The following is a 26,232-nucleotide window of genomic DNA, read 5'->3' on the forward strand; positions in this document are numbered from 1 at the left end:
GCGCCAGGCCCCCCCGAGAGGGTCATCCCCCAGCGGGACTTCCTTCGGGGCGGAAAACCTGGGGCGGCACGGCGTTTTCCTGTGAAGCCGGTCAGTCTACCGGGTTTCGCCGTACGGCCCGATACCCGCGCGGCAAGCATGGAATCGGCGGCGGGCGGCCGTACAATGACCGGCATCCCCCGCCGCCCCACAGGACCCGCCATGACCGATCCGATCAAAGCCCTGCTGAAGCCGCATGTGCGCGACATCGGCAACCTGCAGGTGCGCCGCACGCTGCCCGCGCTCGCCGCGCGCCTCGTCGGCCCGTTCATCTTCTTCGATCACATGGGGCCCGCCACGCTGCCGGCCGGCACGGGGCTCGACGTCCGCCCGCATCCGCATATCGGGCTCGCCACCGTCACCTACCTGTTCGACGGCGCGATCCTGCACCGCGACAGCCTCGGCTCGCGGCAGGAAATCGTGCCGGGCGACGTGAACTGGATGACGGCCGGCCGCGGGATCGTCCACTCCGAACGCACGCCCGATGCGCAGCGTGCAAACGGCCACACCGTGCACGGGATCCAGACCTGGGTCGCGCTGCCGCGCGCGCACGAGACGACCGAGCCGTCGTTCGAGCACCATGCGGCCGACTCGCTGCCGAAGCGCAACGAAGACGGCGTGTCGCTGACGGTGATCGCCGGCGACGCATTCGGGCTGCGCTCGCCCGTCACGACGTTTTCGCGCACGCTGTATGTCGCGGCCGAATTCGCGGCCGGCGGCCGCGTCGAACTCGACGCGTCGCACGAGGAGCGCGCGGTCTACGTGGTCGACGGCGATCTCGCGATCGACGGCACGCCGGTTCCGCCCGAGCAGATGGCCGTGCTCGCGCCGGGCGCGGCGGTCACGCTGACGAGCGGCAGCGGCGCGCGCGCGATGCTGCTCGGCGGCGACAAGATCGACGGCGAACGCTTCATCGAATGGAATTTCGTCGCCAGCAGCCGCGATGCGATCGAGCACGCGAAGCAGGCATGGACGCGCCAGGAAATGGGCAAGGTGCCGGGCGAGACCGAGTGGATTCCGCTGCCCGAGTCGAAGCCGCGTTGAAAAAGGGGCGCGCCGCCCCCATCCTGACGATATTCGAACGGAAGAGAACGACATGGACACCACGCTTGCCACATTCGAGAAAGACGTCATCGAGGCGTCGCTGGACACGCCCGTGCTGGTCGACTTCTGGGCGCCGTGGTGCGGCCCCTGCAAGACGCTCGGCCCGCTGCTGGAAAAGCTCGAGGGCGACTACGAAGGCCGCTGGAAGCTCGTGAAGGTCAACGTCGACGAGAACCAGGAACTCGCCGCGCACTTCCAGACGCGCAGCATCCCGCACGTGATCGCGTTCGCCGACGGGCGCCCCGTCGACCAGTTCGTCGGCGTGCTGCCGGAAGGCCAGTTGCGCGCGTTCCTCGACCGGCTGCTGCCGGCACCCGAAGAAGCCGAACGCCGCGCTGCACAGTACGCGATGGCCGAATCGCGCTACGACGACGCGCTCACGCACCTCGAAGCGGCGCTCGCGCTGAACCCCGGCTTCGACGACGCGCGCCTCGACCTGATCGAATTGCTGCTCGCGAGCAACCAGGTCGACGCCGCGCGCGCCGAGACCGAGCGCCTGTCGCAGACCGTGCAAGACGGCGACCCGCGCTACCAGGCGATCAAGACCCGTTTCGACGCGCTCGACGCAACGGCCGACCTGCCGCCGACCGACGCGCTCGAAGCGCGCATCGCGGCGAACCCCGGCGATCTCGACGCGCGCTTCGATCTCGCGCAAAGCCTGATCGCGCGGCGCGCGTATGAAGGCGCGCTGGAACAGCTGCTGGAAATCGTGACGCGCGACCGCGCGTACGGCGACGATCTCGGCCGCCGCACGATGATCTCGGTGTTCGAACTGGCCGGCGATCGCCCCGACCTCGTCGCCGGATGGCGGCGCAAGCTGAGCATGGCGCTCAACTGACGCGCGACCGGCCGGGCCGCAACGGCCCGGCTGAATCGACGTAGCGCCTGCAGCGCGTTGCCCGCGCTGCCGCATCCGTCAACGCCCGCGCTTCGCGGATCAGCCGGCGGCCTGCGCCGCGATCGCGCGCAGCGCATGCGCGGCGGCCGCGAAGCCGAAGCTCGCGGTCACGCACACGCTCGAACCGAATCCCGCACAGTTGAGCCCCGCGACGTGCGCGGCCGTGGACGGCTCGGCGCCGTCTTCGATATCGCATGCGGCCGCTTCCGGATAGATCAGCGGCTCGTCCGAATACACGGCGCTGACCTTGAAACGCGCCTTCGGACCGCGCGGAAAGCCGTGCTGCTTGCGCAATTGCGCGCGCACCTTCGACAGCAGCGGATCCTGGATCGTCAGCGCGAGATCGTCGATCCGGATGCGCGTCGGGTCGAGCTGCCCGCCGGCGCCGCCGACCGTGACGAGCGGCTGCCGCTTCGCGACGCACCACGCGATCAGCGCGACCTTGGTGCGCACGCTGTCGATCGCGTCGATCACGTAGTCGAAGCCGCCGCCGAGCAGCGCGTCGAAGTTGTCGGGCTCGGCGAAATCCTCGATCCGGTTCACGCGGCACGCGGGATCGATCAGCGCGATCCGCTCGGCCATCGCGTCGACCTTCGGCTTGCCGTAATTGCCGTCGAGTGCATGGATCTGCCGGTTCGTATTGCTTTCCGCGACGTTGTCGAGATCGATCAGGGTCAGCGTGCCGATCGCGCTGCGCGCGAGCGCCTCGGCCACCCACGACCCGACGCCGCCGATCCCGATCACCGCGACATGAGCCCGCTCGAAAGCGGCGAGCGCCGGCGCGCCGTACAGCCGCGCGATGCCGCCGAAACGCCGCTCGCGATCCACGTCAAGCCGGATTGTCGGGGTCGGGGTAAGATCAGAAGTACTGGGCGGGGCAGTGTCGGCAGCGGGCATGGCAGCAAGGAAAACGTAAGTCGTGCAGCCCTCTATTTTGCCTGAACTCCCCGCTCGCACGCGCCACTGTGCACGCACGATTCTTGCGCGTTCGCTATACTGGCCCCAGATTGAAGCGTTTGCATAACATGACGACTCTCGCCGATCTTCGAATCAATTATTCGCGTGCTTCGCTCGACGAAGCCGATGCCGCCCCCGACCCCTTCGCCCAGTTCGACCGCTGGTTCAAGGAGGCGCTCGCCGCCCAGCTGCCCGAGCCGAACACGATGACGCTCGCGACCGTCGGCGCCGACGGCCGGCCGTCGGCCCGAATTGTGCTCATCAAGGGCGTCGACGCACGCGGGTTCGTCTTCTTTACCAATTACGAAAGCCGCAAGGGGCGCGATCTCGCCGCGCATCCGCAAGCGGCGCTGCTGTTCTACTGGATCGAGCTCGAGCGCCAGGTGCGCATCGAAGGCCGGATCGAGAAAACCAGCGCCGAGGAAAGCGACCGCTATTTCGCGTCGCGCCCGCTCGGCTCGCGCATCGGCGCATGGGCATCCGAGCAGAGCGCCGTGATCGACAGCCGCGCGACGCTCGAAGCGCGCGAAAAGGCCGTCAGCGAACGCTACGGCGACACCCCGCCGCGCCCGCCGCACTGGGGCGGCTACCGCCTCGTGCCCGACGCGATCGAGTTCTGGCAGGGGCGCCCGTCGCGGCTGCACGACCGTCTGCTCTACACGCGCGACGCCGACGCGTCGCCGGGCTGGACGATCTCGCGCCTGTCGCCGTAAACGCGGCGCCGGCGCACGCCGGTCGTGTCTCGTGTTGCATCCGGGCGCCCGCCTCGCAAGCGGCGGACGCCGGTCAAGATACTTGGCTGTATTCGATTCAACGAACAAACGGAGAATCCAAATGTTCTGGGAAAAGAAGCTGGCACAGTGGGCGGACGAAGTACGGGCGAAAGCGAACATACCGGCGCGCCTCGTGCTATGGAACGGCGATCAACTCGATTTCGGCACCTTCAGCGCGCCGCAGGTCACGCTGAAGGTGAACAGCGCGTCTGCGTTGCCGCTGCTGCTCGAACCAAGCCTCGACAATCTTGGCGAGGCGTACGTGAAGGGCAAGATCGACATCGAGGGCAAGCTGTCGGACATCATCAACATCGGCTACTCGCTCGCGCGCAACACGGTGACGAGCGCGAGCAAGCTCGCGCGCGTGAAGCGCTACTTCAATCACTCGAAGAGCACCGACAAGAAGGCGATCCAGTACCACTACGACGTCTCGAACGAGTTCTACCAGCTGTGGCTCGACGAGAACATGGTGTACTCGTGCGCATACTTCGAGAACGGCGACGAGGATCTCGCGACCGCGCAGATCAAGAAGATCGACCACATCCTCACGAAGATCCAGTTGCAGCCGGGCCAGCGCCTGCTCGACATCGGCTGCGGCTGGGGCGCGCTCGTGCTGCGTGCCGCGCAGAAGTTCGGCGCGACCTGTCTCGGCGTGACGCTGTCGCAAAACCAGTTCGACCTCGCGACCGCGCGCGTGAAGGCTGCCGGGCTGGAGGACAAGATCGAGATCCGCCTGCAGGATTACCGCGAGATCGACGGCCAGTTCGACCGCATCACGAGCGTCGGGATGTTCGAGCACGTCGGCCGCAAGAACCTGCCGCTCTATTTCTCGCGAGTCCGTGAGTTGCTCGCCGACGACGGCATCGCAATGAACCACGGGATCACGTCGACCGACGCGGAAAGCGGCGAAACGGCGCTCGGCGGAGGCGAGTTCATCGACCGCTACGTGTTCCCGGACGGCGAACTGCCGCACATCAGCCTCGCGCTCGAATCCGCGCAGCGCGGCGGACTCGAGGCGGTTGACGTCGAAAGCCTGCGGCGGCACTATGCGCGCACGCTCGAGATCTGGACGGAAAACTTCGAGGCGAAGGCCGAAGCAGCACGACAACTCGTCGACGACGAAAAATTCCGCATCTGGCGCGTGTATCTGGCCGGCTGCGCGTATGCGTTCGAACACGACGACGTGTCGATCTTCCAGATCGTGTGCCGCAAGGCCGGACACAGCGCGAAAACGCTGCCCTGGTCGCGGCGCTACATGTACGAACACGCGCTGCCGCGCTAGGCGGCGCTTCACGCTGGGCACGCATGGGTGACGGCAGGACACGGCGCAAGGCGCCGCCGGAACGACAGCAGCACGACGACACGGACGGGTCGCGCGCCGACGGACAATTCGACCTGTTCGGCGCGCCGCCCGACGCTGCACGCGCGTCGCCGCCCGCGGACGACGATCTCCCTGCCAACGCCGATGAGCACATGACACAGGGCGCGCATGACGATGCGCTGCCGGTGCCGCCTGCCCGCGCCACCTCCCGCCCGTCCGACGAAGCACCGCCCTCGTCCTCCGGCCTGCTGTGGGACGAACCGTCCCCGCCGGCCGCGCCGCCGAAGCAAGGCCGGCGCCGGCGCGGCGTGCCGCCCGCGCCGATCGCGGCGGACGTTGCCGACGCAGCAGCCGGCCTGCCGCCGAATGTCCGGCTCGGCACGTCGTCGTGGTACTTCCCCGGCTGGAACGGCATCGTCTACGACGGCGATTTCGCGCAGACGAAACTGTCGCGCGAAGGGCTCGAAGCATACGGCGCGCATCCGCTCCTGAAGAGCGTGAGCCTCGACCGGTCGTTCTACGGCCCGTTGTCCGTCGCCGACTACCTGCGCTACGCGCAGCAGGTGCCCGACGACTTCCGCTTCGTCGTGAAGGCGCCGGCCTCCGTGACCGACGCGGTCGTGCGCGGCCGCCGCGGCGAGCCGTCGGGGCCGAACCCGACCTTCCTCGACGCGCAGCTCGCCACCCGCGAATTCGTCCAGCCGTGCGTCGAAGGGCTCGGCCGGAAAGCCGGCGTGCTCGTGTTCCAGTTCTCGCCGCTGCCCGACCGGCTGCTCGCCGAACCGGCCGCGCTGATCGACCGGCTGGCCGCGTTCTTCGCGGCACTGCCGCCGTTGCCGCCGGAACACGACGGCCCGCGCTACGCGATCGAGATCCGCGACGCGAGCCTGCTCACACCGCGCTTCATCCGTGCGCTCGCCGCGCTCGGCGTGCGCTACTGCGTCGGCCTGCACGCGCGGATGCCCGACCCGCTGCGCCAGGCCGCCGCGCTCGCGCTGCTCGACGGCGACGCGCCGGGCCCGCTGATCGTGCGCTGGAGCCTGCACGGCGGCTTCAAGTACGAACAGGCGAAAGCGAAGTACGAGCCGTTCGACAAGCTCGTCGACGAGGATCCGGCCACCCGCTCGGCGCTCGCCGAACTGGCCGCGCGCTACGCGCTGGCCGGGCAGCCGGTGATCATCACGATCAACAACAAGGCGGAAGGCTCCGCGCCGCTGTCGTGCATCGCGCTCGCGCGCGAGATCGCCGCCGCGTGCGCGCAGTGGCGCAACGAGGCGGCATAACGTCGATTTCGCCGGTTTGCACCGGTCACGCGCTTACGCGCCGCGCAGCGACTTCAGCCGGTGCGAAAACTTCTGCCGGAATTTCGCGAGCTTCGGCCCGATCACGACCGAGCAGTAGCCCTGCCCCGGGTTACGCGCGTAATAGTTCTGGTGATAATCCTCGGCCGGCCAGTAGTTGCCGTCGAGCGGCACGACCTGCGTGACGATCGGCTGCCCGAACACCTGCTCGCGCTCCAGCTCGCGGATCACGTCGAGCGCGGTGTCGCGCTGCGCGTCCGAATGCGTGAACACGACCGACCGGTACTGCGTGCCGGTGTCGTTGCCCTGCCGGTTCAACTGGGTCGGATCGTGCGTCGCGAAGAAGATCTCGAGGATCTCGCGATAGCCGATCCGCGCCGGATCGAATGTCACGTTGACGACTTCCGCGTGGCCCGTATCGCCTTCGCATATGTCGCGATAACCCGGATTGCGCGTATGGCCGCCCGCGTAGCCCGACTGAACGGCCGTCACGCCGTCGACGTCGAGAAACACGGCCTCGGTGCACCAGAAACACCCGCCGCCCAAAGTCGCGGTTTCAAGCATCTCGTTCCCCATGAAATCAGTACTGCGTTGATGACAGCGGCCGGCACGCATGCGCCGGCGCCACCGGTCCGTCTCGCCGCTGCCCGTCCGTGGTGCGGGACGAAGCGGCACGTCGGCAAGTATCTCACTCGCGCGCGAACCCGGCAGATCGCGCGCGACCCGCCGCGCGTTTCTCGCCTACACTTAGGCACGTGTGACCGCGGCGGCAAGCCGTCGGGTCACGCGAAGCGTCCGATGCATGCCCGCCCCTGATGCAAACATCATCTGCCGGAACATCGATATGCACGCGTCAACAGCCATCACCTGCGTAGCCAGCCCGGCCGCCGCCGCCTCGCGGGCCGCGGCTTCGACTGCGTCACCGCCATGCCATGCATCCGTCTCGCCACCTGCGCGGCGATCGGGCGCATCGCCTTTACCCGCTTTCACGATCTGATGCACAGCGCCGTGCGTGTCACCGACGCGTGCATCCGCCTGCCGATCGCTCCCGCCGGCGCAATGCGCACCGCGCGGCAACCCCGACCCGCACGCCCGCAGCGCACGGCCGTGCATCTCTGATCCGATACCACCGAGAGGGCACTACCATGAGCATGCGGCCTGACCCGACGTTTCACGCTTCGCCGGAGCTTGCGATGCAGGCACCGGCGGAAGCGTTTGCCTATACGTTGTTGCTGAGCCCCGATTTTTCCAGACCCGACGCGCTCGCCGTGATCGACGTGAAGCACGGCTCGCCGACCTACGGAAAAATCGTGCATACGGTGACGATGCCGAACACCGGCGACGAGTTTCACCACTTCGGCTGGAATGCGTGTTCGTCGGCGCTGTCGCCGCTGACCGGCCATGCGTTCCTCGAACGCCGCTTCCTGATCATCCCCGGCCTGCGCTCGTCGCGCATCTACGTGATCGATACGAAGCCGCACCCGACGCAGGCACGCATCCACAAGATCATCGAGCCCGACGAGATCTTCGCGAAGACCGGCTATTCGCGGCCGCACACCGTTCACTGCGGCCCCGAGGGCATCTACGTGAGCACGCTCGGCGGCGCGGGCAAGGACGGCACCGACGGCGCGCCCGGCATCTTCATCATGGACTGCGAAAGCTTCGACGTGCTCGGCCGCTGGGAGATCGACCGCGGCCCGCAGGACAAGCATTACGACTTCTGGTGGAACCTGCCGCGCGACTACATGGTGTCGAGCGAATGGGCGCTGCCGCCGCAATTCGAGAACGGGATCGTGCCCGAGGACCTGCTCGCGAACAAATACGGCCACCGGCTGCATTTCTGGGATCTGCGCGCGCGGCGCAACGTGCAGACGATCGATCTCGGCGCGCAGCACCAGATGGCGCTCGAGGTGCGGCCCGCGCACGATCCCGTGCGCGAATACGGGTTCGTCGGCGTCGTGGTCGACACGACCAATCTCGAAGGCTCGATCTGGACCTGGTGGCGCGAAGGCGGCAAGTTCCACGCGAAGAAGACAGCGACGATCCCGGCCGAGCCGGCCGCGGCGGACGCACTGCCGCCGCTCCTGAAATCGTTCGGTGCCGTGCCGCCGCTCGTGACCGACATCGACCTGTCGCTCGACGACCGCTTCCTCTACGTGTCGTGCTGGGGCACCGGCGAAATGCGCCAGTACGACGTGTCGGACCCGCACAACCCGGTGCTCGCGGGGTCGGTACGCATCGGCGGCATCGCGCGCCGCGCGCCGCACCCGAACGGCCGCGCGTTCGCGGGCGGCCCGCAGATGGTCGAGATCAGCCGCGACGGCCGGCGCGTGTACTGGACCAACTCGCTCTATTCGACGTGGGACGACCAGTTCTATCCGGACGGCGTGCCGGCCGCGCAGGTGCTCGCGCATGCGGGGCCGGACGGCGGGCTGACGCTCGCCGACGATTACTGGGTCGAGTTCCCCGACGGCTATCGGGCGCACCAGATCCGGCTCGAAGGCGGCGACTGCTCGACCGACTCGTTCTGCTATCCGTCGGTCAAGCGTTGAGCGCCGGCCTTCACGCGCAGTTCGCGCTGTGGGCGGCCGTGCTCGCGAGCGGTGTCTATCACGGGCTCAACCCCGCGATGGGCTGGCCGCTCGCGGTGTCGAACGCGCTGATGACGCGCCGCGGCGGCGCGCTCGTCGCGGCGCTCGGCTATCTCGCGCTCGGCCATGCGCTCGCGGTATTCGCGGTGATGCTGCCGTTCGGGCTGCTCGCCGCGCTGCTCGCATGGCAGTCGGCGATCCGGATCGGCGCGAGTGCGCTCGTGATCGGCTTCGGCGCCGTCCTGCTGATCCGGCGCCGGCATCCGCGTGCGCTTGCGCGGATCCCGCCCGCGCGGCTCGGCCTGTGGTCGTTCGCGGTTGCGATCGCGCACGGTGCGGGGCTGATGCTGGTGCCGATCTACCTCGGGCTCTGCGGGCTCGACCTGGACGCCGGCCACCGGGCGGCGGCGACGCTCGTCGACGCGCATCTCGGGATGGCGCTCGTCGTCGCGGCGGTGCATGCGGCCGCGATGATCGCCGCCGGCGGCGGGCTCGCTTGGCTCGTGTACCGCTATCTCGGGCTGAGGTTCGTGTCGCGGAGCTGGTTCAATCTCGACGCCGTATGGGCGTCGAGCCTGATCGTGACGGGCGCGCTGTCGCTCGGGTTCGCGGCGGCGCGATAGCGCGGGCATCGATGGCAGGCGTGGCGGAGCGGCGTTGAGCGGAGCGGCCGCACCGCACAAAAACGCGACAGAACGGCCGGTCCGATCCGCCTGCCATCGCGAATCCGGCATCGCGCCGCAGTGTTCGCTACGTCACCCTATCCCCGCAATGCGCCGTCCGGCCGGGCCCGGCCGCTCCGATTCCGCTAAAATCGGGCCATGCGCACCACTTCCCAACCGACCGCCTTGTCGCCTTTCGTCCGCCGCGCCCGTCACACCCGCGTCGCGCCGTGCCCGCCCGTTTCGTTCCGGATGGCCGCCCGATGAGCCACGCCAACCCGCCGGATTTCGACGCGTCCGCCTTCCGCCAGGCGCTCGGCCAGTTCGCGACGGGCGTGACGGTGATCACGACGCGCGCGCCGTCCGGGCAACTGATCGGCATCACCGCCAGCTCGTTCAACTCGGTATCGCTCGATCCGCCGCTCGTGCTGTGGAGCCTCGCGCACAAATCGGCGTCGACGCCCGTGTTCCGCGGCAACAGCCATTACGTGGTGAACGTGCTCGCGGCGTCGCAGCTCGACCTGTGCAAGCGCTTCTCGACCTACAAGGGCGATCGCTTCGAAGGGATCGCGCACGCGGCCGGCAACTCGGGGATGCCCGTGCTCGACGGCGCGCTCGCGTGGTTCGAATGCCACAACCGCAGCCGCTACGACGAAGGCGACCACGTGATCTTCGTCGGCGAAGTCGAACGCTGCGGCGTGCGGCCCGCATCGGACACGACGCCGCCGCTCGTGTTCCACGGCGGCGGCTTCCACGGCCTCACACAGCTTTGATCGCGCCCGTGCGCGCCAGCCCGACCGGCGCGCCGGCTTCATCCTTCAGCGTCTGCAGCACGATGTTCGAACGGATGTCCATCACGCCGGGCGCCTTGTAGAGCCGGTTCAGCACGAAATCCGAATAGTGCTTGAGGTTGTGCGCGAGCACGCGCAGCAGATAGTGGCTCTCGCCCGTCACGACGAACGCGCCGACCACCTCCGGCCATTCGCGCAGCGCTTCCGCGAAGCGCTCGTGCCATTGGTTTTCCTCGTTGCGCATCGATACCTGCACGAACGCCTCGAGCTCGAAGCCGAGCTTCTCGCGGCTCAGGCACGCGCGATAGTGCTCGATCACGCCCTGCTCCTCGAGCAGGCGCATGCGGCGCAGGCAGGCGGATGGCGAAAGCGAAATCCGTTCCGCCAGGTCGAGATTGCTGATTCTGCCCTCCTCCTGCAGTACCGCCAGAATCCGGCAGTCGGTGGCATCGAGCGTGATCGCGTGCATTTATGGTCCCCGTTTTCCCTCTGAGTCGAATTATCTGCCAATCCGGCGGATTGTCCATGTTTATTTCGCAAGCACTTTCTGCGAGCGTCCACCTATCATTCGAAGGATCGACTCACCGATTCGTCATGCCATGGACACACTCTGGGACATCTCGCCGCCTGTCAGCCCCGCCACCCCCGTGTGGCCGGGCGATACGCCGGTTTCCGTCGAACGCGTGTGGCGGATGGAGGCCGGTTCGCCGGTCAACGTCGCGCGCCTGACGCTGTCGCCGCACACGGGCGCGCACTGCGACGCGCCGCTGCACTACGACGCCGACGGCGCGCCGATCGGCGCCGTACCGCTCGACACCTACCTCGGCCCGTGCCGCGTGATCCATTGCATCGGCGCATCGCCCGTCGTGCAGCCGGCCGACATCGCGGCCGCGCTCGACGGCGTGCCGCCGCGCGTGCTGCTGCGCACCTGCGAGCACGCCAGCGTCGAGCAGTGGGACAGCAACTTCTGCGCGGTCGCGCCCGCTACCGTCGACCTGCTCGCCGCGCACGGCGTGACGCTGATCGGCATCGATACGCCGTCGCTCGACCCGCAGGAATCGAAGACGATGGATGCGCATCACCGCGTGCGCGCACACCGGATGGCGATCCTCGAAGGCATCGTGCTCGACGACGTGCCGCCCGGCGACTACGAACTGATCGCGCTGCCGCTGAAGTTCGCGACGCTCGACGCGAGCCCCGTGCGCGCGGTGCTGCGCGCGCTGCCCGCGCGTGCTTCCTGATTCTCCCGACCTACGACCCCACACCATGATCAAGACCCGTGAAGACGCGCTCGCCCTCGACCGAGACGACCTGCTCGCCCCGCTGCGCGACCAGTTCTCGCTGCCCGACGGCGTGATCTACCTCGACGGCAATTCGCTCGGCGCACAACCGCGCGCATCGGCCGCCCGCGCACAGCAGGTGATCGGCACCGAATGGGGCGAAGGCCTGATCCGGAGCTGGAACACGGCCGGCTGGTTCGCGCTGCCGCGCCGTCTCGGCGACAAGCTCGCGACGCTGATCGGCGGCGCGCCCGGCGAAACGGTCGTCACCGACACCATCTCGATCAACCTGTTCAAGCTGCTGTCGGCGATGCTGCGCAGCCAGGCCGAGCGCGCGCCCGAGCGCCGCGTGATCGTGTCGGAGCGCTCGAACTTCCCGACCGACCTGTACATCGCGCAAGGGCTGATCGAACAGCTCGGCGGCGACTACGAACTGCGCCTGATCGACGATCCGGCGGACCTGCCCGGCGCGCTCGGCGCGGACACGGCCGTCGCGATGATCACGCACGTGAACTACCGCACCGGCTACATGCACGACATGCCGGCCGTCACGCAGCTCGTGCACGACGCGGGCGGGCTGATGCTGTGGGATCTCGCGCACTCGGCCGGCGCCGTGCCGGTCGACCTGAACGGCGCGCGCGCGGACGGTGCGGTCGGCTGCACGTACAAGTACCTGAACGGCGGCCCCGGTTCGCCCGCGTTCGTGTGGGTGCCGCAGCGCCATCACGCGCATTTCTCGCAGCCGCTGTCGGGCTGGTGGGGCCACCGCGCGCCGTTCGCGATGCAGCCAAGCTTCGCGCCCGATCCGGGCATCGCCCGCTTCCTGTGCGGCACGCAGCCGATGGTGTCGATGTCGATGGTCGAATGCGGGCTCGACGTGTTCCTGCAGACCGACATGCAGGCAATCCGCCGCAAGTCGCTCGCGCTGACCGACGCGTTCATCGCGCTCGTCGAAACGCGCTGCGCGGGCCTGTCGCTGAAGCTCGTCACGCCGCGCGCGCATCACCAGCGCGGCTCGCAGGCGAGCTTCGAGCATCCGCACGGCTACGAGGTGATGCAGGCGCTGATCGCGCGCGGCGTGATCGGCGACTACCGCGAGCCGTACGTGCTGCGCTTCGGCTTCACGCCGCTCTATGTGCGCTTCGCCGACGTGTGGGATGCCGTCGAGACGCTGCGCGACATCCTGGCCACCGCCGCGTGGAAGGCGCCCGAGTTCGCCGAGCGCGGCGCGGTGACCTGACCGGTTTTGCCCGGCGCGCGCCGCAGTTACGTGCGGATTGCGCGCCGCGCCCCCGTTATTCAAATCTGGAGAAAGTCGTGAATTCTGGTCATATGCAGCCACCCGGCGACGACGCGCCGGCGGGCTGCCCGTTCTCGGGCGCGCGCGCCGCACAATCGGCGCAACCGGCGCACGAAGCACCGCACGTGCCCGGCGAGGCCGCCGGGCAAGCCGGCTGGCACGACGCGCAGCTCGATTTCTCGAAGTCGATGAGCTACGGCGACTACCTGTCGCTGAATTCGATCCTCGACGCGCAGCATCCGCTGTCGCCCGATCACAACGAGATGCTGTTCATCATCCAGCATCAGACGAGCGAGCTGTGGATGAAGCTCGCGCTGTTCGAGCTGCGCGGCGCGCTCGATGCGGTCCGCGGCGACGCGCTGCCGCCCGCGTTCAAGATGCTCGCACGCGTGTCGCGCATCCTCGAGCAGCTCGTCCAGGCGTGGAGCGTGCTGTCGACGATGACGCCGTCCGAGTATTCGGCGATGCGGCCGTATCTCGGGCAGTCGTCGGGCTTCCAGTCGTACCAGTATCGCCAGCTCGAATTCCTGCTCGGCAACAAGAACGTGCAGATGCTGCAGCCGCATGCGCACCGGCCCGACATTCTCGAACAGGTGCGCGCGACGCTCGAAGCGCCGTCGTTCTACGACGAGGTGGTGCGCCTGCTCGCGCGGCGCGGTTTCCCGATCGCGCCGGCACGGCTCGATCGCGACTGGACGCATCCGACGCGGCACGACGAAACCGTCGAAGCCGCTTGGCTCGAGGTCTACCGTCATCCGCAGCAGCACTGGGAGCTCTACGAGATGGCCGAGGAACTCGTCGATCTCGAGGACGCGTTCCGCCAGTGGCGCTTCCGTCACGTGACGACCGTCGAGCGCATCATCGGCTTCAAGCAGGGCACGGGCGGCACCAGCGGCGCGCCGTATCTGCGCAAGATGCTCGATGTCGTGCTGTTCCCCGAGCTCTGGCACGTGCGCACGGCGCTGTAACGCACGGCCTGTTCACCACCCGGCCCGCGCCGTCACGGCGACGTGCGGGCCAGCTCCTCCCCTTCGCACGGTTGTGCCGGCGCGCGCGACAGTCGCGGGATATGCCGCCGCACGGCGAGCAGCGCGACGCAGACGACACCCATCGCGGCAGCCAGCATCGTCAGATACGCCGTCGCGCCGCCCGCGGTAATCACGAGCGCGCCCGCGAATGCGCTGAGGATCGCGCCGAGCCGGCCGAACGCGAGTGCGCTCGCGGTGCCCGTCGCGCGCACCGCCGTCGGGTAGAGGTACGCACAAAGCGCATACATGGTCGACTGCACTGCGTTGACGAACAACCCGTGCACGCCAAGCCCGACGATCAGCCAGCCCGTGTGGCGGCCTGCATCGACACCCATCAGCCACACCGCGCTCGCCGCACCGCCGATGCTGCACAGCGCGAGCGGCCAGCGCGACCCGGCATGCGCGATCGCCCATGCGCACAGCAGCGCGCCAATCACGCCGCCGAGGTTGTACGCGGTGAGCCCCGCGCCCGCGACCGACACGCTGAGCCCGCTCGCGGCCAGCATCGTCGGCAACCAACTGAACGCCGCGTAGACAGCAAGCAGGCACATGAAGAAGGCGCACCACAGCGCGATCGTGTCGCGCGCCTGGCCGCTCGCGAACAGCGCGCCGAAGCCGCCGCGGCCGCCGGGCGTGCGTGCGTCTTTCATATCGGTGAACACGGTGCCCGGCGCGACCGGCCGCTGCATCCGCGCGAGCAGCGCGCCGAGCTCCGCCCAGCGCGCGGGCCGTCGCGCGAGGTAGCGCGGCGATTCGGGCAGCGCGCGCACGAGCACGAAGCCGAGCACGAGCGGCAGCGCACCGCCCGCGAAGAACAGCCCGCGCCAGCCGTAGCGCGGCAGCACCTCGTGGGCGAACAGGCCGGCCAGCATCCCGCCGAGCGGCACGCAGACGATCGTCGCCGTCACCATCATCGTGCGGCGCCGCGCGGGCGTGTATTCGGCCGTCATCGTCGTGGCCGTCGGCAATGCACCGCCGATCCCGAGCCCCGCGCAGAAGCGCAGCATCGCGATCGCCGCGACGTCGGGCGCGAAACCGATCGCGCAGGTCGCGACGCCGAACAGGAACACGCTGCCGATCACGGCCTGGCGGCGGCCGAAGCGGTCCGCGACGATCCCCGCGCACGCGCTGCCGATGCCCATCCCGATCAGCCCGGCCGCCACGGCCGGCGCGAACGCGCCGCGCGTAATGCCCCATTCGCGGATCAGCACCGGAATCGCGAAGCCGATCAACTGGCCATCGAAACCGTCGAGCACGATCGCGAGCGCGGCGAGCAGCACCACGCAGCGCTGCATTGTCGTGAAGGGTCCATCGTCGAGCGTCGTGCCGATGTCGACCGACGGCGGCTGCAATGCGTCACGCGTGCTCATGCAGCCTCCGATACGCCGCGCTTCGGCGGCAACGTGTGCGCGGGGCGCGCGGCAGAACAGCGGCGTACGGTGGTTTTCATGGTGTCTCCAGTTGCCCGGGCTGGCGCTCGGCGCTTGCCCGGATCTCGTGCTTCGCGATCGACCGGCGCGACGGCTTCGTCGCCGGCTGCGAGTCTGTCCAACCGATTCCAACCTAGCGCCGTGGCTCGCCCCGGCGCACGTGTCGGTTTGCGCGGCGCAAGCCGGCCGCCGGCGTGATGCTCAGTTCATGCGTGCGTCGATCAGCCGGACGAGCGCGAGCAGCGTCTCGGTATGCGGCACCGCGACGCCTGTTTCGCGCGCGGCCGCGACGACCTTGCCGCTGATCGCGTCGATCTCCGTGCGGCGGCCCGCGAGCACGTCCTGCAGCATCGACGGGCGATGGCCGCGATGCGCGCGGATCGCGTGCTCGACGTTGCGCGCAATGCGCTCGCCGTCCTCCGCGATTCCCTTCGCGCGGGCGACGGCGGCCGTCTCGGCCGCGATCGCGAGCGCGAGCCGCGGCCCGTCATGATGGTTGCCGAGCTGGTCGACCGTGCAGCCCGTCGCCGCGCACAGCGTGTTGAGCGCCGCGTTGAACGCGACCTTCTCCCAGATCGCGGCCCACACGTCGGCGTCGAGCGTGCACGCGAGTCCTGCGCGCGACAGCGCGTCGGCGACGGTTGACGCGAACGGCCGCGTCGCGCCGTCGGCCGTCATCATGCGGATCGTGCCCGCACCGTGCGAGCGAACGTGCGCGGGCCCCGCGGCGTCGGCCGGCCACGTCGTCACGCCGACCAGAATGCGTTCGAGCGGCACGAACGCATTCAGCGTCTCGACGTTGCCGAGCCCGTTCTGCAGCGTCAGCACGTGCGTGCCCGGCGTCAGCAGTGCGCGCACGCCATCGAGCGCGGTGCGCGTATGCAGCGATTTCGTGAAAACGATCAGCAGGTCGAACGGCGTGTCGGGCGACGCGGCCGCGTCCGCATTCGCGGCTTCCGGCCGTACGGCCTGCAATACGCGGATGCGACGTTCGCCGCGATCGTCGTCGATGCGCAACCCGTCGCGGCGGATCGCGTCGAGATGCGCGTCGTTCACATCGATCAGCGTGACGGCCTCGCCGCTTTCGGCCAGCAGCCCGCCGAACAGCGAGCCCATCGCGCCCGCGCCCAGAATTGCGATCCTCATCGTCGTGGCCTCGTCAGAACGGGTAGTGGCGCGGCGCCGTCTGCACGGTGATCCAGCGCAGGTCCGTGAACGCCGCGATGCCGGCCTTGCCGCCAAAGTGACCGAAGCCGCTGTCCTTCACGCCGCCGAACGGCATCTGCGCCTCGTCGTGCACGGTCGGGCCGTTCACGTGGCAGATGCCCGATTCGATGCGTGCCGCGACGCGCATCGCGCGCGCGACGTCGCGGCTGAACACGGCCGACGACAGCCCGAACGCGTTGTCGTTCGCGCAGCGGATCGCGGCCGCCTCGCCGTCGACGCGCACGATGCCCTTCACCGGACCGAACGATTCCTCGGCATAGATGCGCATCGCCGGCGTCACGCGATCGAGCAGCGTCGCCGGGAACAGCGTGCTGTCGGCCTTGCCGCCGCACAGCAGCGTCGCGCCATGCGCGAGCGCATCGTCGATCAGCGCGTTGCAGCGCTCGACGGCCTTCATGTCGATCAGCGAACCGAGCACCACGGGCCCGTTGCGCGGGTCGCCGAGCGGCAGCGACGCGGCCTTGTCGGCAAGCTTCGCGACGAACGCATCGGCAATCGATGCGTCGACGATGATCCGCTCGGTCGACATGCAGATCTGCCCGGAATTCGCGAACGCGCCGAACGCGGCCGCCGCGACCGCTGCGTCGATATCGGCATCGTCGAGCACGACGAACGGCGCCTTGCCGCCGAGCTCCAGCACCGACGGCTTCAGGTGGCGTGCGCACGCTTCGGCGACGATCTTGCCGACCCGCGTCGAGCCCGTGAAATTCACGCGGCGCACGGCCGGATGCGCGATCAATGCGTCGACGACGGCGCCCGCATCCTCGGGCGCGTTCGTCACGAAATTGACGACGCCCGGCGGCAGCCCGGCCTCCTGCAGCGCCTCGACGATCAGCCCGTGCGTGACGGGGCACAGCTCCGAACCCTTCAGCACGACCGTGTTGCCGCATGCGAGCGGCAGCGCGAGCGCGCGCGTCGCGAGGATCACCGGCGCGTTCCACGGCGCGATGCCGAGCACCACGCCGGTCGGCTGCCGCACGCCCATCGCGAGCGAGCCGGGTACGTCGGACGGAATCAGCTCGCCGCCGACCTGCGTGGTCAGCGACGCGGCCTCGACGAGCCCGCTCGCGGCAAGGTGCACGTTGAAACCGGCCCACAACGCGGACGCGCCCGTCTCCGCCGCCATCGCAGCGACGAACTGCTCATGCTTCGCTTCGAGCGCGGCGGCCGCTTTCAACAGCAGCGCGCGGCGCGCGCCGGGGCCGAGCGCGGCCCATTCGGGAAACGCGCGGGCGGCCGCGTCGGCCGCCGCGCGCGCATCGTCGACGGTGCACGCGGGCGCTGCGGACGCGATTTCGCCGTCGAGCGGGTTGCGGCGCACGAAGGTCGCGCCGCTGGACGAATGGCGGCGTTCGCCGCCGATCAGCATCGATACGGTTTGCATGGAGTCTCCGGAAAGGCGCGCACCGCGCGTCAGGCAATCTCGACTTCGACGACGACCGGCGCAGCAACACGCAGCGCGTCGGCCAGCGTATCGCGCAGACACGCCGCGTCGGCCACGCGCACGCCGCGGCAGCCCATCCCTTCGGCGAGCGCGACAAAATCCAGGTCGGGCAAATCGGTGCCCTGCACGGGGTCGCCCGGGCCGAAGCCGAACACGGGCGCGAAATCCTGCAGCGCCGCGTAGCGCCGGTTGTTCAGGATCACGAACGTGATCGGCAGCTTCAGTTGCGCGGCGCTCCACAGTGCCTGGATCGAATACAGGCTCGACCCGTCGCCGATCAGCCCGATCACGCGCCGGCCCGGCTGCGCGAGCGCGACGCCGACGGCGGCCGGCATCCCGTAGCCGAGCCCGCCGCTGTCCATCGTGTAGAACGTGCCGCTGCGCGTGAACGGCAGATGCGCCTGCATCACCGGCCGTGCGCTCGGCGCCTCCTCGACGACGATGTCGCCCGCGTCGCGCACGTCGGCGAGCGTCTGCAGCGCGAACGCGACCGACATGCGCTCGCCGGCGGCCGGCGCGTCGACGCGCGCGCACGACGGCCGCGGCGTGGGCATCGGCCGCTCGGGCGGCGCCGGCCGCGCCAGCAGGTCTCGCGCCGCGAGCCGCAGGTTACCGACGACCGCGTCGCCCGACGGCGTCCACGCGGCGATGCCCGGATCGTCGACGAGCTGCACGAGCGTCGCACCCGGCGGCACGTGCGGGCCGAAGCCTTCGATGTGATAGGTGAACGCCGGTGCGCCGAACGCGAAAACGAAATCGTGCCCGTCGAGCCGCGCGACGATCTTCTCGCGGATCGCGGGCAGGAAGCCGGCGAACAGCGGATGGTCCTCGGGGAAGCTGCAGCGCCCCGACATCGGCGCGACGTACACGCGCGCACGGTGCCGCTCCGCGAGCCGCACGACGTCGTCCCACGCGCCCGCACGGTCGACGGCCGCGCCGACCACGAGCGCGGGACGCCGCGCGGCGTCGAGCGCGTCGCCGAGCCGCGCGAGCGCGTCGGGATCGGGCCGCACGACGCTGCTCACGTCGCGCCGCGGCAGCAGTTCGGCCGGCTGGTCCCAGTCGTCGACCGGAATCGACACGAACACGGGGCCGCGCGGCTCCTGCATCGCGATGCGGTACGCACGCGCGATCGCGGCCGGCACGTCCTGCGCGCGCGCGGGCTCGATGCTCCACTTCACGTACGGCTTCGGCAACTCGGCGGCCTGCGTCGCGCCGAGGAACGGGTCGAACGGCAGGATCGCGCGCGCCTGCTGGCCCGCGGTGACGATCAGCGGCGTGCGGTTCTTGAACGCGGTGAACAGATTGCCCATCGCGTTGCCAACGCCGGCCGCCGAATGCAGGTTGACGACCGCCGCATGGCCGGTCGCCTGCGCGTAGCCGTCGGCCATCCCGACCACGACGGCCTCCTGCAGCCCGAGCACGTAGCGGAAATCGGCCGGGAAATCGCGGAACATCGGCAGTTCGGTCGAACCGGGATTGCCGAACACGCGGTCGATCCCGAATTGGCGTAGCAGGTCGATCACTGCATCGCGAACGGTGACCGGTGCGGCGGATAGGGGCGGGTGGCCGGACATGCTCGGGTGTCTCCTCGAAGGCTTGGCGGTTTCCACAGTATCGAAGCGCAAGCCATTCTCGGATACTGTATTTTTTGCGATAAGCCATTACATTCCGACATGACTTTCGATCTCCGACAATTGCGCGCCTTCACGACGATCGTCGCGTGCGGCAGCCTCGGCCGCGCGGCCGACGCGCTGCATGTGACACAGCCGGCGCTGAGCCGGATCCTGAAGCGGCTCGAGGACCAGGTCGGCGCGCCGCTGTTCGAGCGTCATTCGAAGGGCGTGCAGCTCACCGCGTTCGGCGACGCGCTGCTGCCGCATGCGACGCTGCTGCAGCACGAGGCCGAGCATGCGCGCGAGGAACTCGACGCGATGCGCGGGTTCGCGAAGGGCACGATCAAGGTCGGCGCGGTGGGCAGCATCGCGAGCCTCGTGCTGCCGGTCGCGGTCGGCCGCGTGCTCGACCGCTGGCCGAACCTGCGTGTCGAGATCATCGAAGGTGTGTGGGACCGGCTCGCCGAGGGGCTCAACAAGCACGAGATCGATCTCGCGCTGTCCGCGCACGGGCCCGACACCGACGAGATCGTCGCGATTCCCGAGTGCCGCTGGGAAGATCGCAGCCATATCGTTGCGGCGCCGCAGCATCCGCTGCGCGCGCTCGGCCGCGCACCGACGCTCGCCGATACGATGCATGCGCGCTGGGCGATTCCGCCGCGCGGCACCGCACCGTTCGACCACATGCGCGCGACCTTCGACGCGCACGGGCTCGCGCTGCCCGACATCGCGGTCGAGACGCGCTCGGTCACGACGCTGAAGAGCCTCGTCGCGCATGCGGGCTTCCTGAGCTGGATGGCCGAGCCGATGTACGGCGCCGAGCAGCGCGCCGGCACGATCGACACGCTGCCGGTGCACGAGGTCGTCGCGGTGCGCACGCTCACCGCGTTCCGGCGCCGCCACGGGATCCTGCCGGGGCCGGCCGGCAAGCTGCTCGACGAACTCGTCGCGCTCACCCGCGAAGGGCGCTGACGCCTTTTCTCGTCCGGCCACCCGCGCCCGCCCTGCCCGCGTGCCGCCGCAGCGCACCATCGAAATGCAGTTTCCCCGCCTTGACTTTCGCTCGCCCGAATACGATCATTCGCTCACACGAAGAGCAAATGATCGTATTCAACAGGAAAGACCGGCACGAACAGGAGACACCGGATGAGCGAATCGCCCTCCGCCCGCGCGCCCGTGCTGCTGCACATCGGCGCGGGCTCGTTTCACCGCGCGCACCAGGCGTGGTATCTGCATCGCGTGAACGCGGCCGTGCCGGCCGACGAACGCTGGTCGCTGACCGTCGGCAACATCCGCGACGACATGCGCGCGACGATGGACGCGCTCGCCGCGCAGCACGGCGCGTACACGCTCGAAACCGTCACGCCGCAAGGCGAACGCGCGTACGAGACGGTCCGCGCGATCACGCGCGTGCTGCCGTGGTCGATCGACCTCGCCGCGCTGATCGACGCCGGCGCCGACCGGGCCTGCCGGATCGTGTCGTTCACCGTCACCGAAGGCGGCTACTACCTCGACGAACACAACCGGCTCGACGTCGCGAACGCCGATCTGGCGGCCGACCTGCAGGGCGCGCGCACGACGCTGTACGGCGCGCTCGCGGCGCTGCTCGCCGAACGCATGAAGCGCGGCGCGGGCCCGCTCACGCTGCAGAGCTGCGACAACCTGCGCAACAACGGCGCGCGCTTTCGCGCGGGGATGCGCGAGTTCCTCGAACAGCGCGGAGCGGCCGACCTGCTCGCGTGGTTCGAGGCGAACGTCGCCACGCCGAGCGCGATGGTCGACCGCATCACGCCGCGCCCGACCGCCGACGTGCGCGAACGCGTGCTCGCGGCCACCGGCATCGACGACGCCTGCCCGGTGATGGGCGAAGCGTTCATCCAGTGGGTAATCGAGGACCGCTTCGCAGCCGGCCGGCCGCGCTGGGAGCTGGCCGGCGCGGAGCTGGTCGACGATGTGCACCCGTACGAGGAAGCGAAGATCCGCATCCTCAACGCGACGCACAGCTGCATCGCGTGGGCCGGCACGCTCGCGGGCCACACGTATATCCACGAGGGCACGCACGACGCGGCAATCCGCCGCTTCGCGCACGACTACGTGACGCAGGACGTGATCCCGTGCCTCACCCCGAGCCCGCTCGATCTCGCGCGCTACCGCGACGTCGTCCTCGAACGCTTCGGCAACCCGTACGTGCTCGACACCAACCAGCGCGTCGCGGCCGACGGCTTCTCGAAGATCCCCGGCTTCATCGCGCCGACGCTGGTCGAATCGTTCGCGCGCGGCGCCGCGCCGGTCGCCACCGCCGTGCTGCCCGCGCTGTTCCTGCGCTTTCTCGAACGCTGGGCGCGCGGCACGCTGCCGTACGCGTACCAGGATGGCGTGATGGACGAAAGCGCCGCGCGAGCGATCGTCGGGGCCGCCGACCCGGTCGTCGCACTGTGCGCGAGCCGCCCGCTGTGGGGCTCGCTCGCCGGCAACGCGGCGCTGTTCGAGGCGCTGCGCGCCGGGCTCGCGCGGGTCGACGGATGGCTCGCGCCGCGCTGACGCGCGGCGGCGGCCATGCACGACCGTGCATCCGGGCGAACCAGCCTTGGCAGGTGCCCGGCCGCGCGACTAAAGTAGCGGCTCCTCTCTGACGGAACGGATCGCTCATGTATCTCGGCATCGACCTCGGCACCTCGGAAGTGAAGGTGCTGCTGCTCGCCCCGGACGGCGCGGTCGTCGGCACCGCCGGCTCGCCGTTCACCGTGTCGCGGCCGCATCCGCGCTGGGCCGAACAGCATCCGGACGACTGGTGGCAAGGCACGCTCGCCGCGCTCGCGGCGCTGCGCGAACGGCACCGCCAGGCGTTCGCGCAGGTGCGCGGCATCGGCCTGTCGGGCCAGATGCACGGCGCCGTGCTGCTCGGCCGCGACGACCGCGTGCTGCGCCCCGCCATCCTGTGGAACGACATGCGCAGCGCCGACGAATGCGCGCTGCTCACCGAACGCGCGCCCGATCTCCACGCGCTGGCCGGCAATCTCGCGATGCCGGGCTTCACCGCGCCGAAACTGCTGTGGGTCGCGAAGCACGAACCCGACGTGTTCGCCGCGACCGCGTGCGTGCTGATGCCGAAGGACTACCTGCGGTTCCGGCTGACCGGCGCGAAGGTGTCCGACCCGTCGGACGCGGCCGGCACGCTGTGGCTCGACGTCGCGCGCCGCGACTGGTCCGACGCGCTGCTCGCCGCATGCGGGATGACGCGCGACCAGATGCCGCGCATCGTCGAGGGCAACGCGCCGTCCGGCACGCTGCGCGCCAATATCGCACGCGAACTCGGGCTGTCGGAGGCCGTCGTGGTGGCGGGCGGCGGCGGCGACAACGCGACGAGCGCGCTCGGCATCGGCGCGATCCACGCGGGCGACGGCTTCGTGTCGCTCGGCACGTCGGGCGTGCTGAGCGTGGTCGGCGACCGCTTCATGCCGAATCCCGCGTCGGCCGTGCATGCGTTCTGCCATGCGATTCCCGATCGCTGGCAATTGATGAGTGTCGTGCTGTCGGCCGCGAGCTGCCTGCGCTGGGTCTGCAAGCTGACCGGCACCGACGAGCCCGCACTGCTCGCCGAAGTCGGGGCGCTCGACGCCGACGCGCTCGCGACGGCCCCGCTGTTCCTGCCCTACCTGTCCGGCGAGCGCACGCCGCACAACGATCCGTACGCGCAAGGCGTGTTCTTCGGGATGACGCATGCGACCGAGCGCGCGCATCTCGGCTACGCGGTGCTCGAAGGCGTGACGCTCGGCCTCGCCGACGGCCTCGACGCGCTGCATGCGGCCGGCGTCGAAACCGACCAGCTGTCGCTGATCGGCGGCGGCGCGCGCAGCGCGTTCTGGGCGCAGCTGATCGCCGACGCGCTGAACGTGCACACGCGCCAGATCGGCGGCGGCGAAACCGGCGCGGCGCTCGGCGCGGCGCGGCTCGGCTGGCTGGCCGTCGGCGGCGATCCGCAGACGGTGCTGACCAAGCCGCCCGTGCGCGCCGAATACGCACCGGACGCCGCCCGCCATGCGCTGCTGCGCGAACGCCTCGACGCGTTTCGCACGCTGTACCGTCACGTGCGGCCGCTCTACGAACCGTCGCGCGCGCGGCTCGCGTAAGCGCCGCGGTCGCGCGCACCGGCCGTCGGCCGCGCGTGCGACATGCGGTACAGTGGATGCCGTCGTGCGGCCCGCCGGCCGGCCCTGATCCGAACCGAATCGCTATCGTGTCCAAGTCCTCAGAAAAACTCGATCTCGCCACGCGTGCCGCGTGGCTCTACTACGTCGCGGGCGACACGCAGAACGAAATCGCCGAAAAGCTGCAGGTGTCGCGCCCGGTCGCGCAGCGCCTCGTCGCGTTCGCGGTCGAGAAGAACCTGATCCGCGTGCGCGTCGACCACCAGCTCGCCGACTGTCTCGATCTCGGCGCGCAGCTGTCGAAACGCTATGGCCTCGCGATGTGCGAAGTCGTGCCGGTCGATGCCGATGCGCCCGATGCGATCGACCGCAAGCTCGCGGTCGCCGGCGCGCAGGTGATGGAGCGCTACCTGAACGAAACGCGGCCGATGGTGATCGCGGTCAGCAGCGGCCGGACGCTCAAGGCCGCGGTCGCGCAGATCGCGCAGATCGACCGCCCGCAGCACCGGCTCGTGTCGATGGTCGGCGCGATCGCGGCCGACGGTTCGTCGAACCGCTACGACGTCGCGCAGTACATCTCCGAGAAGACCGGCAGCAAGCACTTCCTGCTGCCCGCGCCGCTGTTCGCCGACAGCGATGCCGAGCGCGCGCAGTGGTGCAACCACCGGCTGTACCGGATCGTCGAGGCGCTGTCGGGCCAGGCCGACGTCGCGTTCGTCGGGATCGGCAACACCGGCCCGCACTGCCCGCTCTACGACGACGGCTTCATCACCGAACAGGAGCTCGACGAGATGACCTCGCTCGGCGCGGTGGCCGAACTGCTCGGCATGCCGATCGACGCGCACGGCAAGCTGATCGACGTGTCGACCAGCACACGCGTGACGAGCGTGTCGCTCGCCGCGCCGCCGAAACGCCCGACGATCGCGTTCGCGGGCGGCCCGAAGAAACGCGACGCGGTGATTGCTGCGCTGCGCGGCGGCTGGCTGTCGGGGCTCGTCACTGACGAAACCTGCGCGAAGGCGGCGCTCAACGCATGAGTGCGACCTGAGAACGCGTGCAGCGAGCGACCTTCGCGCCCATTAGCCGGTATTAGCCGGCCCCGGCGAACGTCTGCGAAATCAGCCTGCACGCGCCCCTCACCGCTTCAGGGAAGCGGTCGGCGCAGGCGGCAATCGACCGCCGCCTGCCCGCTCCTCGTCACGCGGCCTTCGCGTGCGCACTGAGCCGGCGGAACGCCTGCCCGTGCTCGTCAAACAGGTGGCAGTGCTCGGCTTCCGCTTGCACGCGCAGCGCCTCGCCGGTGCGATACGTGTCGAGCGGCGGAATCCGCGCGATCAGCCCGTCCGGCGCGACCGCCGACTCCGCATACAGATACGCGGCATCGCCGAGCGACTCGACGGCCATCGTCCGCGCGGCGACGCCCGTGGCCGCTGCGCCGACCTGCAGGTGCTCGGGCCGCACGCCAACGGTCACCGCTGCGCCGCGCTGCAGCCCCGCTGCTTCGACCGCGACGCGCTGGGTCTCGCCGCTGTCGAAGCGCACCAGCACGCCGCCCGCATCGACCGATTCGACGGTGCCTTTCAGGAAGTTCATCTTCGGCGAACCGATGAAGCCCGCGACGAACTGGTTCGCGGGCGCATGGTACAACTGGTTCGGTGTGCCAACCTGCTGCACCGCGCCACCCGACAGCACGACGATCTTGTCCGCGAGCGTCATCGCTTCGACCTGGTCGTGCGTCACGTAGATCATCGTCGTCTTCAGTTCGTCGTGCAGCCGTGCGAATTCCAGCCGCATCTTCACGCGCAGCGCGGCGTCGAGGTTCGACAGCGGCTCGTCGAACAGGAACACCTTCGGCTTGCGCGTGATCGCGCGGCCGATCGCCACGCGTTGCCGCTGGCCGCCCGACAATTGCTTCGGCTTGCGGTCGAGCAGGTGATCGATGTGCAGGATCTTCGCGGCCTGCTTCACGGCCTGGTCGATCTCGGGCTTCTTCGCGCCCGCGAGCTTGAGGCCGAACGCCATGTTGTCGTACAGCGTCATGTGCGGGTACAGCGCATACGACTGGAACACCATCGCGATGCCGCGCTTCGCGCTCGGCACGTCGTTGACTTTCGCGCCGTCGATCAACAGGTCGCCGTTCGAAATATCCTCGAGGCCCGCAATCATCCGCATCAGCGTGGATTTGCCGCAGCCGCTCGGCCCGACGAACACGACGAATTCGCCGTCGCCGATGTCGAGGTTCACGTTGCGCAGCACTTCGGTGTCGTCGTAGCGCTTTGCGATGTTGCGCAGGAGCACGCTTGCCATGATCTGTCTCCGTTC

At 69.5% G+C, this 26,232-nt stretch carries 23 protein-coding genes; 15 read left to right on the top strand and 8 right to left on the bottom strand.

Annotated features, from left to right (window positions below; translation table 11 throughout):
- The first annotated feature begins 201 nt into the window (after positions 1 to 201).
- Complete coding sequence (locus CUJ89_RS14315; protein WP_114177886.1) at positions 202 to 1,083, top strand: pirin family protein; 882 nt, start codon at positions 202 to 204, stop codon at positions 1,081 to 1,083.
- A 52-nt stretch (positions 1,084 to 1,135) separates the two neighbouring features.
- Entirely contained in the window at positions 1,136 to 1,981 is an 846-nt protein-coding gene (gene trxA, locus CUJ89_RS14320; protein ID WP_114177887.1) for a thioredoxin, read from the top strand.
- A gap of 99 nt (positions 1,982 to 2,080) precedes the next feature.
- Here trxA and tcdA read toward each other — a convergent pair whose 3' ends face one another.
- Complete coding sequence (tcdA, locus tag CUJ89_RS14325; protein ID WP_114177888.1) at positions 2,081 to 2,938, bottom strand: tRNA cyclic N6-threonylcarbamoyladenosine(37) synthase TcdA; 858 nt, start codon at positions 2,936 to 2,938, stop codon at positions 2,081 to 2,083.
- 128 nt (positions 2,939 to 3,066) lie between these two features.
- Between tcdA and pdxH the strand changes: the two genes are divergently transcribed.
- The 3 genes from pdxH to CUJ89_RS14340 all read left to right on the top strand — a co-directional run bounded on the left by pdxH (position 3,067) and on the right by CUJ89_RS14340 (position 6,375).
- Positions 3,067 to 3,711 (top strand): pyridoxamine 5'-phosphate oxidase, encoded by a 645-nt coding sequence (pdxH, locus tag CUJ89_RS14330; protein WP_114177889.1) that lies wholly within the window; start codon positions 3,067 to 3,069, stop codon positions 3,709 to 3,711.
- Between the two features lie 121 nt (positions 3,712 to 3,832).
- A complete protein-coding gene (locus tag CUJ89_RS14335; protein ID WP_114177890.1) occupies positions 3,833 to 5,053 on the top strand; it encodes an SAM-dependent methyltransferase in 1,221 nt (406 codons plus the stop codon).
- A gap of 23 nt (positions 5,054 to 5,076) precedes the next feature.
- Positions 5,077 to 6,375 carry a DUF72 domain-containing protein gene (locus CUJ89_RS14340; protein WP_114177891.1) on the top strand — a complete coding sequence of 433 codons (1,299 nt, stop codon included), beginning with the start codon at positions 5,077 to 5,079 and terminating at the stop codon, positions 6,373 to 6,375.
- 33 nt (positions 6,376 to 6,408) lie between these two features.
- Here the strand turns inward: CUJ89_RS14340 and msrA are convergent, their stop codons facing one another.
- Positions 6,409 to 6,969, bottom strand: coding sequence for a peptide-methionine (S)-S-oxide reductase MsrA (gene msrA / locus CUJ89_RS14345; protein ID WP_114177892.1), 561 nt, complete (start codon positions 6,967 to 6,969; stop codon positions 6,409 to 6,411).
- A gap of 569 nt (positions 6,970 to 7,538) precedes the next feature.
- On the opposite strand from msrA, the gene CUJ89_RS14355 reads away from it, so the two are divergent.
- The 3 genes from CUJ89_RS14355 (at position 7,539) to CUJ89_RS14365 (ending at position 10,419) form a co-directional block, all read left to right on the top strand.
- Entirely contained in the window at positions 7,539 to 8,945 is a 1,407-nt protein-coding gene (locus CUJ89_RS14355; RefSeq protein WP_114177893.1) for a selenium-binding protein SBP56-related protein, read from the top strand.
- Positions 8,942 to 9,607, top strand: coding sequence for a hypothetical protein (locus CUJ89_RS14360; RefSeq protein ID WP_114177894.1), 666 nt, complete (start codon positions 8,942 to 8,944; stop codon positions 9,605 to 9,607). The genes CUJ89_RS14355 and CUJ89_RS14360 overlap by 4 nt, the downstream gene beginning before the upstream one ends.
- A 302-nt stretch (positions 9,608 to 9,909) precedes the next feature.
- Complete coding sequence (locus CUJ89_RS14365) at positions 9,910 to 10,419, top strand: flavin reductase family protein (RefSeq protein WP_114177895.1); 510 nt, start codon at positions 9,910 to 9,912, stop codon at positions 10,417 to 10,419.
- Here the strand turns inward: CUJ89_RS14365 and CUJ89_RS14370 are convergent.
- Positions 10,406 to 10,906: an Lrp/AsnC family transcriptional regulator gene (locus tag CUJ89_RS14370; RefSeq protein ID WP_006477992.1), complete on the bottom strand. Its 501-nt coding sequence runs from the start codon at positions 10,904 to 10,906 to the stop codon at positions 10,406 to 10,408. The two genes, CUJ89_RS14365 and CUJ89_RS14370, sit on opposite strands and share 14 nt — an antisense overlap.
- Before the next feature lie 130 nt (positions 10,907 to 11,036).
- Between CUJ89_RS14370 and kynB the strand changes: the two genes are divergently transcribed.
- The 3 genes from kynB to kynA all read left to right on the top strand — a co-directional run bounded on the left by kynB (position 11,037) and on the right by kynA (position 13,985).
- On the top strand, positions 11,037 to 11,678 hold the full coding sequence (gene kynB, locus CUJ89_RS14375) for an arylformamidase (protein WP_114177896.1): 642 nt from the start codon (positions 11,037 to 11,039) through the stop codon (positions 11,676 to 11,678).
- A 25-nt stretch (positions 11,679 to 11,703) separates the two neighbouring features.
- Entirely contained in the window at positions 11,704 to 12,957 is a 1,254-nt protein-coding gene (gene kynU, locus CUJ89_RS14380) for a kynureninase (RefSeq protein ID WP_415859027.1), read from the top strand.
- A 92-nt stretch (positions 12,958 to 13,049) separates the two neighbouring features.
- Positions 13,050 to 13,985 (top strand): tryptophan 2,3-dioxygenase, encoded by a 936-nt coding sequence (gene kynA / locus CUJ89_RS14385; protein WP_114177897.1) that lies wholly within the window; start codon positions 13,050 to 13,052, stop codon positions 13,983 to 13,985.
- Between the two features lie 32 nt (positions 13,986 to 14,017).
- Here the strand turns inward: kynA and CUJ89_RS14390 are convergent, their stop codons facing one another.
- The 4 genes from CUJ89_RS14390 to mdlC all read right to left on the bottom strand — a co-directional run bounded on the left by CUJ89_RS14390 (position 14,018) and on the right by mdlC (position 19,723).
- Entirely contained in the window at positions 14,018 to 15,415 is a 1,398-nt protein-coding gene (locus CUJ89_RS14390) for an MFS transporter (protein ID WP_114177898.1), read from the bottom strand.
- 261 nt (positions 15,416 to 15,676) lie between these two features.
- Positions 15,677 to 16,621, bottom strand: a complete 945-nt coding sequence (locus CUJ89_RS14395) for a ketopantoate reductase family protein (protein ID WP_114177899.1) — start codon at positions 16,619 to 16,621, stop codon at positions 15,677 to 15,679.
- Between the two features lie 13 nt (positions 16,622 to 16,634).
- On the bottom strand, positions 16,635 to 18,086 hold the full coding sequence (locus tag CUJ89_RS14400) for an aldehyde dehydrogenase (RefSeq protein ID WP_114177900.1): 1,452 nt from the start codon (positions 18,084 to 18,086) through the stop codon (positions 16,635 to 16,637).
- 29 nt (positions 18,087 to 18,115) lie between these two features.
- Complete coding sequence (gene mdlC / locus CUJ89_RS14405; protein ID WP_114177901.1) at positions 18,116 to 19,723, bottom strand: benzoylformate decarboxylase; 1,608 nt, start codon at positions 19,721 to 19,723, stop codon at positions 18,116 to 18,118.
- Between the two features lie 99 nt (positions 19,724 to 19,822).
- On the opposite strand from mdlC, the gene CUJ89_RS14410 reads away from it, so the two are divergent.
- The 4 genes from CUJ89_RS14410 (at position 19,823) to CUJ89_RS14425 (ending at position 24,947) form a co-directional block, all read left to right on the top strand.
- Entirely contained in the window at positions 19,823 to 20,734 is a 912-nt protein-coding gene (locus tag CUJ89_RS14410; protein WP_114177902.1) for a LysR family transcriptional regulator, read from the top strand.
- A 174-nt stretch (positions 20,735 to 20,908) separates the two neighbouring features.
- Positions 20,909 to 22,303 carry a D-arabinitol 4-dehydrogenase gene (gene dalD, locus CUJ89_RS14415; RefSeq protein WP_114177903.1) on the top strand — a complete coding sequence of 465 codons (1,395 nt, stop codon included), beginning with the start codon at positions 20,909 to 20,911 and terminating at the stop codon, positions 22,301 to 22,303.
- Between the two features lie 107 nt (positions 22,304 to 22,410).
- The gene (gene xylB / locus CUJ89_RS14420) at positions 22,411 to 23,892 is read left to right on the top strand and encodes a xylulokinase (RefSeq protein ID WP_114177904.1); all 1,482 of its coding nucleotides are present in this window, start codon (positions 22,411 to 22,413) and stop codon (positions 23,890 to 23,892) included.
- A gap of 56 nt (positions 23,893 to 23,948) precedes the next feature.
- Positions 23,949 to 24,947, top strand: coding sequence for a sugar-binding transcriptional regulator (locus CUJ89_RS14425; RefSeq protein ID WP_415859028.1), 999 nt, complete (start codon positions 23,949 to 23,951; stop codon positions 24,945 to 24,947).
- 160 nt (positions 24,948 to 25,107) lie between these two features.
- On the opposite strand, the gene CUJ89_RS14430 is transcribed toward CUJ89_RS14425, so the two are convergent.
- Positions 25,108 to 26,217, bottom strand: coding sequence for an ABC transporter ATP-binding protein (locus CUJ89_RS14430; protein WP_114177906.1), 1,110 nt, complete (start codon positions 26,215 to 26,217; stop codon positions 25,108 to 25,110).
- Positions 26,218 to 26,232: the final 15 nt, after the last annotated feature.

Origin of the sequence: Burkholderia pyrrocinia, assembly GCF_003330765.1 — a bacterium.
In the GTDB taxonomy this organism is placed as follows: Bacteria; Pseudomonadota; Gammaproteobacteria; order Burkholderiales; family Burkholderiaceae; genus Burkholderia; species Burkholderia pyrrocinia_B.